We start from the raw sequence: 11,588 nt of genomic DNA, 5'->3' as shown, positions 1-11,588 counted from the left end.
ATCTGTCAACTAAAATATTAGATATTTTTTAATATTTTTAAAGGACAGAAAAAGGGGCGTTTATCAAATTGCCCCTACATCATCTAAACCTGTTAATATGTGCGCGCCATTGGCAATTAAGTAATTGCAGCCCCGATACAATGATTCCTGAAAATCAGTAGGGACGCAATACACCTCCCGATCCAGCGCCAAACATTCATTGACCGTTAACATCGTTCCACTCTTTAGCGTGGCTTCAACAACCACCACGCAATGGCAAGCTGCGGCAATCAACCGGTTCCGCCACGGGAAGTTTTTCGCATAAGGCGGGGTTCCCGGAGGATATTCTGTAACAATCAAATGCCCGCTACGCATTTTCGCATACAGTGGCGCATTTTCTTTGGGATACACTCGATCCAAACCGCAGCCAATAATGCCAATCGTTTTCCTATCCAAAGCATTCCAATGCGCTACGCTGTCGATTCCTTTTGCCAGCCCTGAAACAATCGTATACTTCTCCTTTAGGCACTGGGTAATTCGCACCGCATTTTCCTTTCCCTTTTCAGAACATTGGCGTGCGCCAATGACTGCGACTATTTTTTCCCTTAACAAGCTTAAGTCGCCTTCATAAAACAAAATCCACGGCGGACATTCCAACGCCAAAAAACAAGTCGGATATTCAGCTTCACCAATCGTCACAAAAGCGAAAGGGCACTCTAAAATTTGATAGTCCTCCTTTTTGTCCAACGCTTCCGCAATCTGATTCCAGTCTCCTTTGTAGCGAATCGCATAATATAAAATTGCTTGTCTGAAATTATACCTCATACCTTTATATACGATTTTTTTCGGGAAAAGTGGACATTTTTTTAAAACAATTTAATTTCTTCCAGCTTTTTCACAGGGCCATAACTCTTTCGATAAAAAGACTGCACCCCAAACCGCTCCAGGTTTTCAATATGCCTCTTTGTTGGATATCCTTTATGCGCTTTCAAGCCATACATCGGATACATCGTATCCAATCTATACATCCAGTGATCGCGTGTTACTTTCGCAAGAATACTTGCCGCCGCGATAGAAATTGATTTTTGATCCCCCTTTACGATAGCCTCAAAGGGAGCTTCAGATTGTTTAAGCGGCATCGCGTCCGTTAAAATGTACGTCGTTTCTACCTCCTGGGCAATTTGTTCCATAGCGCGTTGTGTCGCTCGATAAATATTCAGCTCGTCGATTGTCTGCTCGGAAACAACTAGAATTTTATAAAAAAGAGCGTCATTTAAAATCTGCTCATATAACGCCTCTCTTTTTTTCTCGCTTATTTTTTTGGAATCATCAATCCGGGCGTTTTCATATCCCTTTGGGAAAACGACTCCCGCGACAACCAAAGGCCCCGCAATCGGGCCTCGCCCCGCTTCATCCATGCCAAGAATGGTTGGATAGTTTTTCCACAAATCAATTTCTAATGGTTTTTCAATCATCCACGCTCTCCCAAGTCAGCTTCCCGAGCTTATTCTCACGAATATCTTTTACGAACGACTTCATCAGCCGGTTCTCATCAATTTGTCCTTTTTGCAAATATCCCCGTTTTCGTCCGATTTCCAAAAGAGTATCGTATGGAGTATCCTGCAATTCGATTTGATACGTCTTTTTTAACGCCTCCGGATCATTTTTCATCAACCATTCGCAAGCGTAAAGCGCAATATCATCCTGCGTGACGACCTCGTCGCGAATCGCGCCAAGCAATGCCAGTTTCTCACCAATATGCTCCCCTTCAAACTTTGGCCAAAGAACGCCTGGCGTATCCAGCAATTCGATCGCTTTATCCAGCTTGATCCACTGAAGCGCTTTCGTCACACCCGGTTTATCGCCTGTTTGTGCCGCTTTTCTCTTCGCCAGCGTATTGATAAACGTGCTCTTTCCTACATTGGGAATCCCGCACACCATAGCTCGCAGCGCCCGGGGATTGATTCCGCGCCGTTTTTGTTTTTCAATCAGTGGAGCACAAAGCTTTTCTCCACATTCAATGATGACATTTTTATAGGAATCTTTAATCAAATCCAAAGCGACGGCCTTCTGGCGATCCGTTTGAAAGTATTCCAACCATTCTTTCGTCTTTACCGGATCCGCTTTGTCCTTTTTTGAAAGAATAATCAAGCGAGGCTTCGTTCCGATCAGTTCATCCAGCATTGGATTTTTAGAAGCCAGAGGAATTCTTGCATCTCGAATCTCGATGATAAAGTCAACTTTTTTTAAATTTTCCTCCATTTGGCGTCGGGCCTTTGTCATATGGCCCGGGAACCAGTTGATATTGGACGTTTGCTGCCCGCCTCCTTGCTCGCTTTTTATCTTCTTGTCTTTTTTTCGCGTCATACTTATCCATCCTTTGTACCTTTTTATTATACCGCATCCAGAAAAAGCAGAAAAGGAAAGCGTTCCTGCCTTCCTTCTCTCATTTTAAACCAAAACTAGAAAATGGATACAATACAAAAACCCCTTTTCCATAAATTTGCGACTCTTTCACCGGTCCAACCGACGGATCTCTGGAATCTTTTGAATTGGTTCGATTATCACCCATTACGAAATATTCATCTTCCCCTAGCGTAATCGGGCCCCAGTCTTCCCAAATCGGAATCCCATCCTGGGTTCGATTTCCTATGAAATATTTATTTAAACATCCAAATTGCTCCTTTTGCATCGCCGTATATTCAGGATTCAAATACGAAGACTCGTCGATTGCTTTTCCGTCAATGTAAATCACATCGTCTTTGCATTCAATCGTTTCTCCGGGCATTCCAATGATTCGCTTCACCCATTCGGCCTTTTCGCCTGTTTTTGGATCCTCCATCGTTACCACGACAATTTTGTTCCGTTCCGGTTTTCCGGTCTTTGCTCCAATCACACTGGTAAAACCATATTCTCCATCCGCAAGCGTCGGATCCATGCTGTGTCCGACAACCGTTACCGGATGCGCGATAAAATTCGCAAATAGTAAAACCGCGACGGCGCTAATAACAAAAACCTTCAAAAACTCAAAAATCTCTTTCCCGATAGATGTTTTTTCCTCTTTTTTCATATTCACTCCTTATCCTGTTGCTTTCCGTATTATATACAAAAAAAGCCGGATCAACCGGCATTTTTTTATTTTCTAACTTCTTTAAGACGAGCAGCCTTACCGGAACGTCCGCGAAGATAACGCAATTTGTTACGACGTACTTTACCTTGACGAACAACTTCGATATGATCGACGATTGGCGAATGAACTGGGAACTTCCGTTCAACACCCACACCACTCGAAATTTTTCGAACTGTAATGGATTCTGTAATTCCACCGCCAACATGCTCGGTTATAACTCCTTCATAAACCTGGATACGACTCTTTTCCCCTTCTTTGATTTTTACATGGACACGAACCGTAGCACCCGATCTAAGATCTGGAATGTCTTTTTTCAACTGAGATTTCGTAATATCCCGAACTAAGTTTAAATTCATATTTCCTCCTTATTCATCCTGTGCTTTCAAAGACTCATAGTCAACGACCAGCGGAACCCGCACATCCTTATGAAGGATAGCATATCCTGATCAGCTTTTCAAGATTTCTTTCACCAACCGCTTTTCTGCTGGTGTCAATTCGACATGATCCAGCAATTCCGGCCGAATCTTAGCTGTTCGAATGACCGACTGTTCGCGACGCCATGCATCAATGTTGGCATGATGGCCGCTCAACAACACATCCGGCACGTTTTTTCCATCAAACACAGCAGGCTTTGTATACTGCGGATATTCCAGAAGACCGTTCGAGAAAGAATCGTCTTCACTGCTGTCTTGTCGAATCACACCCGGCAGCAGCCGGAGAATCGCATCACACATCACAGCGCAGGCGCTTTCGCCGCCAGTTAAAACAAAGTCGCCCAAAGAAAGCTGCATATCGACATAATCACGAATTCGCTCGTCAAAACCTTCATAATGTCCGCAGAGAAAGATCAAATGCTTTTTTTTCGAAAGGTCCTGGGCGATGGGCTGGCTGAATGTTTTCCCTTGCGGCGTAAGCATAATGACTAAACTCTCCGGCGTTCGAATCGCCTTGAGCGCATCCACGATCGGCTGGCACATCAAAACCATCCCGGCACCGCCTCCATATGGCGTATCGTCGACATGTCCGTGTTTTTCATTCGTGTATTCTCGAAAGTCGATCGTTTCAAATTCAAATAAATCTTTTTCATACGCCCGCTTGATAATAGATGTATTGAGCAGGCTTTGAAAATACGTGGGGAACAACGTCAAAACCGTGATTTTCATCGCAGCCCTGCCATTTCCTTTATCGTGATTCGCTTTTCCGGCACGTCGACATCCACAATAAACGCGTCGACAAACGGCAGCAGGAAGCCGCCTTCCGTTCCTTTCACCCGTAAAACCAAATTGGCACCGGTTTCCAGCAAGTCGACCACTTTTCCAAGATTTTCTCCCTCTTCATTGAAAACCTGACAGCCATTCAGCTCATGATAGTAAAACTCATTTTCGTTTGTTTTTGGCAGTTCTTCGATTGGAATGAATAAGCCGTCCCCTTTGAGCGCCTCCGCTTTCTCAATCGAATCAATTCCTTCAAAAAAAGCGTAGCCAAGTCCTTTTTGCATCCGAAACCGAAGAACTTTCAACGGTGTTTCTTCATTCAGATACAATGTTCGACCTGTTTCAAAACGATGCGCCGGATCATCGGTAAGCAAATACAATTTACATTCCCCTTTTAAACCATGTGTATTGATTATTTTCGCAACTTGAATCATTTCTTTCTCCTTTTCCCGCAGTCAATCATTCTACAAAAAATAGGATACGTTTCCGCATCCTAATAAGCTTCGAATTTCACCGCGATATGTTTGTCATCATTGCGGGACGCGATCGACATCATTTGGCGCAGAGCGCTAGCCATGATTCCCTTCCGCCCGATCAACCGAGCCACGTCTTCACTATTTGCGTATACAAATAAAGAAATCTCGTCCTCATTGGAACTCGACATTGTCTTCACAGACAAAGACTTTTCATCGTCGACCAATGGTGCGCAAAGATCAAACAATGTTTTTTCCAAATCTACCATTATTTTCCGAATTTTTCGTCATGCAGAGTCTTGAGGACTCCTGCTTTCGACAAAATAGAACGAACTGTATCCGTTGGCTGGGCTCCGTTTTTCATCCAACGCATAGCGGCTTCGCTATCCAATGTGACCTGGTTTTCCGATTTCATTGGATCGTATGTTCCGATCTCTTCAATAAAACGACCATCGCGAGGGCTTCTGGAGTCTGCCGCTACGATCCGATAGAAAGGACGTCCTTTCTTACCCATTCTTTTTAAACGTAATTTTACCATGTTGTTGTCTTCCTTTCGATTTATGCATTGTTATCCTACCAAAGACCATTTGTGCTGTCAAGTATTTTTACTTGACACCTTTATTTCTTTTTCTTCTTGGATTTCGATTTTTTCTTTTTCTTTGAACCGGCGTGTTTGCTTGCCCCATACGCTCCCGCGCCTTTTTGCATTCCCTGAAGCATATTCATATTCGGCATCGAACCTGACTTCATCATTTTCATTAAAGTCTGCATTTGCTCGACCTGGCTGATTAAACGATTGACTTCCATCACCTTGACACCCGCGCCTTTTGCGATTCGGGATTTGCGACTTGCCTTCAAGCACTGAGGATGTTCGCGTTCATACGGCGTCATCGACTGAATGATTGCCTCGCTTTTTTTCACCCCGTCATTAACCTGCTCGTCATCAATTTTTCCGCTCAGTTTGCCCAGCCCGGGAATCATATTCATCATCTTTTGCATAGATCCCATCTTCTTGACTTGTTTGAACTGATCAAGCATATCGTTAAATGTAAACACGCCTTCGTTCATTCGCTGAACCGCGCGTTTTTGAACATCCATGTCGATTTTATCCTGTGCCTGTTCAACCAGTGTCATGATATCGCCCATGCCAAGAATTCGGTCCGCCATTCGATCTGGATGGAATTCTTCGAGATCATCCACTTTCTCACCATTGGAAACAAACATCACCGGAACATCCGTAATGGAACGGACAGACAACAATCCGCCGCCACGGGCATCGCCATCCATTTTCGTCACGACAAGGCCGGTGATCGCGAGCTGTTCATTGAATTCACGAGCAACCGTCACGATGTCTTGTCCAGTCATCGCATCCACCGTCAGTAAAATATCATCCGGCGCCACGATGTCTTTCATCGTTTTCAATTCATCCATCAAATCCGCGTCAATATGCAATCGTCCGGCGGTATCAAAAATCACAAGATCTTTTTGGCGGGATTTCGCGTATTCCAATCCTTGTTTCGCTGTCGTAATCGCGTCGACATCCGCCCCCAGGCTAAACACTTCGACATCAATATTTTTCCCTAACGTTTGCAGCTGTTCGATAGCGGCTGGACGAACTACGTCGCATGCCACAAGCAAAACGCGTTTTCCTAATTTCTCTTTTGCGAACCGGGCAATTTTCGCGGAAGCCGTCGTCTTACCTGTTCCCTGCAAACCAACCATCATCACATTTGTGATGCCGTGCTTTTTAAAGTGGAGCTTTGCGTCGCTTTCTCCTAATAAAGACTGCAATTCATCATGAACGATTTTAACGACCATCTGTCCTGGATTCAATGCGTCCAAAACTTCTTGTCCTAACGCTTTTTGTTTTACGTTCTCAACAAATTCTTTCACAACATTATAGTTGACATCGGCCTCAAGCAGTGACATCCGCACTTCTTTGAGCATGTCATTCATATTTTTTTCTGTCAGTTTTCCTTGACCGGAAATATTCTTTATCGCTTTATTCAAGCGTTCCGATAATGATTCAAATGCCATATTTAGATCCTTTCTTCTCCCTATGCGATTAAATAATTTTATCTTATCAAGTCTCTTTTTTCAATCTTTCGCCTTACAATCGAATCCAACTGCTCCCCGCTTCTTCTTTTTACGAAAAAGCTTTCAATCTAGTGATTTGAAAGTTTAGTAAAAAAAGAGTACCTTTGAAATATGAAACATAAGAGAAAACTCAAGCCTTCACGAATTCTTTTTCTTGTTCTCGTTTTCATCGGGATCCCTTCGCTTTTATTCTTTCTTTTACGCCCTGTTTCCAATACGCAAAACATGCCGGAGGATACACCGCAAACGACTGATTTAGCCGATTTGCTTGCCTATGCTAAAGAACCTCTTGGCCAAGTGATGTATGTGTGGGGCGGCGGCTGGAATGAGGAAGACACTGGCGCCGGAACGGAAAGCCGCCATCTCGGTCTTTCCCCTGCTTGGAAAACGTTTGCGGACGCGCAAGATGCCACCTACGATTTTAACGATCACCTCTACGAAATCCATCATGGCTTGGATTGTTCGGGCTATATCGGATGGCTTTTATACAATACGTTTGAAACCAAAGACAGCCAGCCCGGCTATGTTCGCCTTTCACAAGAAATCGGTCCTTTTCTAGAAAAAAAAGGGTATGGAACGATGATTGCGGCTTCCGATATTCAAAACTACGAGCCGGGTGATTTACTTGCCAATACGGAACACATTTTTATGGTTTTAGGTACCTATGAGGATGGAAGCCTGCTCATTATCCATGCCTCGCCACCAGGCGTTCGAATTTGCGGGACCCCAAACGCGCAAGGCGAAACGCGCAGTCAGGCGGAAGTGAATGCTGAGAACATTATGCAAACGTATTATCCCGACTGGTCTGCAAAGTATCCAACATGCTCCACTGATTTCTCGTATTTAACGGCTTACGATCAGTTTCGATGGAACCCGGATAAGCTTCCTGACGCGCAAGGATTTCGAAAAAAAACGGCCGATGCCGTTATTTCCTATTTATTTTCGTCTGAAAACTGATAGGCGTGTCGCGGATCGCCATTTTGCAAAAAAATCGTTCCGGTGTAAAGGAAGCCATTTTTTTGAATGCACCTTTGCATCGGAAGATTGTCGGCATGCGTATCAATTTTCAAATTTTGGCATCGCGTTTTACAATACGATAAAATCAGGCTTCCTACCCCTCGCTGGGTTTGCGTCGAAGCGACTTTGTGAATAGCCGCGTAGGGTTCCTCATTAAGCCAGGCTCCATCAATCTTTTCATATGTTGGATCCGTTCCAAAATGAAGGACAAAGCTTCCTAAAATTTCCATGTTGCTTTCCACGACATACAGTTCTTTCTCTTCTAAATTTTGCATTAAATCGTTTCGATTCGGATGCCCGTCGTTCCATTGAAACGGATTGCCGTGGGTATGCATAAATTGACGTGCCCGCGTATAAATGACTTCGAGCGTATCAAGATCATCGTACCGGGCCAGACGGACCTTTCCTATTGCCATGGTATCTCCTTTCGCTTCCATCCATATTTTAAGCAGGCGATTTCCAGCCAGGTCCCATACGCAAACTTCAAAAAAGGCGAAAGCTTGCTCCAGTCGATTTCATCGGGTTCAAAAGTTGGATGATCCGCTTTTTTCACAATAAAAATCAATGTATAAATAATCACCATATCCGTATTGTAGTAGTTGATCATCGAGTCAAATGAAACATTGGGCAGCGCTTTTTTTAAATCATCCGCCTGATCATGGTACGCTTTTCGCATATTGTATACGGTATCCAGATCCATATGGTTCGTTAAAGAGCCCCTGCGTTGCACATAATGGTAAAAGCGATCGGGAATCGCCGCGATTTTTTTCGCGTTCAAAAAAGTTTTAAAAATCGTTCTTGTATCTTCAAATCCGGCTAGGTGGTTTGGAAACCTTACCCCATCAAACGTTTCCGCTTTAAATAATTTAGCCCAGGGATAGTTGTTGACCCCTTTGTTCGAAATAAGCTTTTGCAACGCTTCCACATTGGACATTGTCTGTTTCGGCGCGACTTTTCTTAACAAAGGGATAAACTTGAAATAATCCATCCGGTACCCGCATAACACGATATCCGCCTCTTCATGATGCATGGTTTCCATCATCTTTCGAATCATATCGGGATGAATAAAATCATCGCTGTCTACAAACATCCAGTACGCGCCATGGGCGTGATCCAAAGCACGGTTTCTTGTCGTTGAAATCCCCGCGTTGGGATACGAGTAAACAAACACATTGTCATGGGCTTTCGCATACTGGTCACAAATTTGCCCGGAGGAATCCGAGGATCCATCGTTAATCAAAATAATTTCAATCCTTGGATAGGTTTGATTCAAAACCGAATCGAGACAATGGGAAAGATATTTTTCCACGTTGTAAACCGGAATGAGGACGCTTACCAATTCCATACATCAATCTCCTTTTATTTCATAATCGTTGCGATTGTCTTTTTTATAATCCACTCACAAACCGCCACAACAATTAAAAACCAAATCGTCCAAGCCAGTAAAGAAGCTAAATCGACATTCAACTTGGCGATTTGCATGTTTCGCCCGATCCCGCCACGAACTTGCGATAAAATCTCAGCCATCACGCCAACTTTAAACCCGAGCGAAGTAATCGAAATCAATGCGGAGCCTAAAGCCGGTTTAAGCAATGGAATATACACTTGCCGCAAAAGATATCGTCTTGGCTGCGGATAAATTGCGAGTACATCTTTCCAACACGTCTGGATCGTTTCTAATTCGTCTGCACAGGCTTGATAGACAACAGGAAACAAAACAAGAAAAATCACCAAAAACAGACTTTGTTCTCCGCCTAGCCAAAACAAAAACAAAATCATTAGCGTAATATTGGGAATACTTCGTAACAGTAAAATTAGATAATCAAGCCAAATGCGGGTTTTCGGATAAAAAAAGCGCCAAAACGCTAATATAGCTCCAAAGAAAAAGGACATTGCTATGCCAAACACAACGCGCGTTACGGTAAAAAAGATTGACTTGTAAAATATAGTCGTTTGCAGTTGTTCTTTCATTGCCGCAAGAACCATCCATGGAGATGGAAAGATCACGGGATTATCCATGACCAAAAACAAAAACTCGCCCAAAAACAAGGCGAATAAAACAATCTCAAGCAACTGTTTCCATTTTTGAAGCCAATTATTCATTTGCCAGAGTTCCTAGCACATCATAAATCGCGTCAATATTGGGGTACTCGTACCCTGCGTCGAGCAGTTTATGAATGTCGCCCAACAATTCAGCTTGCTCGTCGAATTGCTCCGTAAGGTCGTATCCGGCGATGCACAAGGCAGCCATTCTTCCATCCTGATAACGCTGGCGGGCAATTTCCAAGGCTTCCTTTACGTGATGGGAATTAAAGCAAGCTACCGCGTAATCATACATGAATTCTTCATCAATCGTTTGATATTGCTTCAAAGCTTGAAATTCATCATACGCTTTATAAAAATCCGAGAGAGAAAGCGCCGTAAAAATCCGAATTCTTGTCAAATAGGCTTTTTCTTCTTTGGTTAATCCGACAAATTCATAAGCATATAAAAACTTCGAGGCTACTTTAATGTAGCGGCCATTCATGAGAAACGAGGCAATCGCAAAAAAAACGTGCTTATCATTCCCGCTCATGGTCATGAATTCCTTTATATATTTCTTTATCGTTTCATCCCGATAATGAAGACGCTGTAGAGCGATTAGTTTCATTTCGATGGCATTGATTCGAGTCATTGTATCGTCAATAGGCAGTCGAAGGATTTTTCGCTCATAATGCTTCATTTTATCTGGCTGGTTTAATTGCTCGAACAAACCGAGGAGCTTAACATAAAAAATCATGAGCGGATGCGCTTCGATTTTTTCTTCCAAATAGGAAACAGCCTGTTCATACGCTTCTGTTTCCAAATAGTAATCGGAAATCAAATGGATTCGATAATCTTCTTCCGAGATACATTGAACGAAATCAAAAAAAGATTTTTCTTCCTTTTCCTCTTTCAAAAAAAGGCAAATTTGCGTTAACGATTCTTCATCGTCTTTTGCGCGCTCAAAATACTCCAAACTTCGCGCTTTTTTCCCAAGCTTCCAATACGCGATTCCCGCGTAGCAATAAATGGATGGCGTATCCACTTCAAGAAGGATATCCTCAAAATATTGAACAGCCATTTTATAGTCTTCTTTATTTAAGTAGACTTGCCCATATAAGTACAAAATATGAAGATCTTCTTCCGGATCTTCACCCAGTGTGCACATTTTCAAATAATCTAAAGCGTCATCAAAACGGTCCAAACCGATTAATGCATCCGCCCTTCTTTCATAAAACAACTCGTCGTCGTAACCGTTGTTTTTGGCATCTTCCATTAAGATCAAGACATCTTCGTACATTCCCTGAAATAGTAAGAGATCCGAGAGGGAAAGATAGTAAAAATCATCATGTCCATAGCTCTGTTCATATTCTTGAATTTTATGAAAAGCATCATCTAGCTCATTATTTTGAATCGCATCAATGATTTCATCTTGTAATGTCATTTACGGTCCTCCTCATCCAATTCTATAGTAGGTAAGCAAAAAAGGCAAAAAAAAATCTCCATCCTTCAAATTTCTGTTTTATTGAAACACAAAAAAACCTCGCCCGCGGCAAGGTGGTCGTTCGATCTCTCAAAACCAGAAACACGCCTTCTCCCTATTTCCACAACCCCTTGGTCTTGGCAAGTCATGGGCTCTGATCAAGTCCTCGGCCG

15 protein-coding genes are annotated in these 11,588 nt (G+C 43.0%); 1 reads left to right on the top strand and 14 read right to left on the bottom strand.

Annotated elements, in window-relative coordinates; translation table 11 throughout:
* Positions 1-63 precede the first annotated feature (63 nt).
* The 10 genes from dprA to ffh all read right to left on the bottom strand — a co-directional run bounded on the left by dprA (position 64) and on the right by ffh (position 6,833).
* Positions 64-804, bottom strand: a complete 741-nt coding sequence (dprA, locus tag E5336_RS11910; protein ID WP_135981325.1) for a DNA-processing protein DprA — start codon at positions 802-804, stop codon at positions 64-66.
* Positions 805-845: 41 nt separating this feature from the next.
* Positions 846-1,454, bottom strand: coding sequence for a ribonuclease HII (locus E5336_RS11905; protein WP_135981324.1), 609 nt, complete (start codon positions 1,452-1,454; stop codon positions 846-848).
* Positions 1,447-2,346: a ribosome biogenesis GTPase YlqF gene (ylqF, locus tag E5336_RS11900; protein ID WP_135981323.1), complete on the bottom strand. Its 900-nt coding sequence runs from the start codon at positions 2,344-2,346 to the stop codon at positions 1,447-1,449. Before ylqF ends, E5336_RS11905 begins: the two co-directional genes overlap by 8 nt.
* 79 nt (positions 2,347-2,425) lie before the next feature.
* Positions 2,426-3,049, bottom strand: coding sequence for a signal peptidase I (lepB, locus tag E5336_RS11895; RefSeq protein WP_135981322.1), 624 nt, complete (start codon positions 3,047-3,049; stop codon positions 2,426-2,428).
* Between the two features lie 65 nt (positions 3,050-3,114).
* Positions 3,115-3,465: a 50S ribosomal protein L19 gene (rplS, locus tag E5336_RS11890; protein WP_135981321.1), complete on the bottom strand. Its 351-nt coding sequence runs from the start codon at positions 3,463-3,465 to the stop codon at positions 3,115-3,117.
* Positions 3,466-3,555: 90 nt separating this feature from the next.
* Positions 3,556-4,272 carry a tRNA (guanosine(37)-N1)-methyltransferase TrmD gene (gene trmD / locus E5336_RS11885; protein WP_135981320.1) on the bottom strand — a complete coding sequence of 239 codons (717 nt, stop codon included), beginning with the start codon at positions 4,270-4,272 and terminating at the stop codon, positions 3,556-3,558.
* The gene (rimM, locus tag E5336_RS11880; protein ID WP_135981319.1) at positions 4,269-4,757 is read right to left on the bottom strand and encodes a ribosome maturation factor RimM; all 489 of its coding nucleotides are present in this window, start codon (positions 4,755-4,757) and stop codon (positions 4,269-4,271) included. The genes trmD and rimM overlap by 4 nt, the downstream gene beginning before the upstream one ends.
* A gap of 59 nt (positions 4,758-4,816) precedes the next feature.
* A complete protein-coding gene (locus tag E5336_RS11875) occupies positions 4,817-5,065 on the bottom strand; it encodes a KH domain-containing protein (protein ID WP_135981318.1) in 249 nt (82 codons plus the stop codon).
* Entirely contained in the window at positions 5,065-5,334 is a 270-nt protein-coding gene (rpsP, locus tag E5336_RS11870; protein WP_135981317.1) for a 30S ribosomal protein S16, read from the bottom strand. The genes E5336_RS11875 and rpsP overlap by 1 nt, the downstream gene beginning before the upstream one ends.
* 80 nt (positions 5,335-5,414) lie before the next feature.
* Positions 5,415-6,833: a signal recognition particle protein gene (ffh, locus tag E5336_RS11865; protein WP_135981316.1), complete on the bottom strand. Its 1,419-nt coding sequence runs from the start codon at positions 6,831-6,833 to the stop codon at positions 5,415-5,417.
* Positions 6,834-7,118: 285 nt separating this feature from the next.
* Here ffh and E5336_RS11860 point away from each other — a divergent pair, with 285 nt between their 5' ends.
* Positions 7,119-7,850, top strand: a complete 732-nt coding sequence (locus E5336_RS11860) for a hypothetical protein (protein ID WP_135981315.1) — start codon at positions 7,119-7,121, stop codon at positions 7,848-7,850.
* On the opposite strand, the gene E5336_RS11855 is transcribed toward E5336_RS11860, so the two are convergent.
* The 4 genes from E5336_RS11855 to E5336_RS11840 are packed head-to-tail and all read right to left on the bottom strand — an operon-like array spanning position 7,826 to position 11,376.
* Complete coding sequence (locus E5336_RS11855) at positions 7,826-8,326, bottom strand: GNAT family N-acetyltransferase (protein ID WP_135981314.1); 501 nt, start codon at positions 8,324-8,326, stop codon at positions 7,826-7,828. The two genes, E5336_RS11860 and E5336_RS11855, sit on opposite strands and share 25 nt — an antisense overlap.
* A complete protein-coding gene (locus tag E5336_RS11850) occupies positions 8,317-9,255 on the bottom strand; it encodes a glycosyltransferase family 2 protein (RefSeq protein WP_135981313.1) in 939 nt (312 codons plus the stop codon). The genes E5336_RS11855 and E5336_RS11850 overlap by 10 nt, the downstream gene beginning before the upstream one ends.
* A 14-nt stretch (positions 9,256-9,269) precedes the next feature.
* Positions 9,270-10,013, bottom strand: coding sequence for an ABC transporter permease (locus tag E5336_RS11845; protein WP_135981312.1), 744 nt, complete (start codon positions 10,011-10,013; stop codon positions 9,270-9,272).
* The gene (locus E5336_RS11840) at positions 10,006-11,376 is read right to left on the bottom strand and encodes a tetratricopeptide repeat protein (protein ID WP_135981311.1); all 1,371 of its coding nucleotides are present in this window, start codon (positions 11,374-11,376) and stop codon (positions 10,006-10,008) included. Before E5336_RS11840 ends, E5336_RS11845 begins: the two co-directional genes overlap by 8 nt.
* Between the last annotated feature and the right edge of the window lie 212 nt (positions 11,377-11,588).

It is taken from the genome of Dubosiella muris, assembly GCF_004793885.1.
Classification (GTDB): Bacteria; Bacillota_I; Bacilli_A; order Erysipelotrichales; family Erysipelotrichaceae; genus Dubosiella; species Dubosiella muris.
Note: the sequence above shows the minus strand (reverse complement) of the source record. Positions and strands in the feature narration are given on the sequence as shown.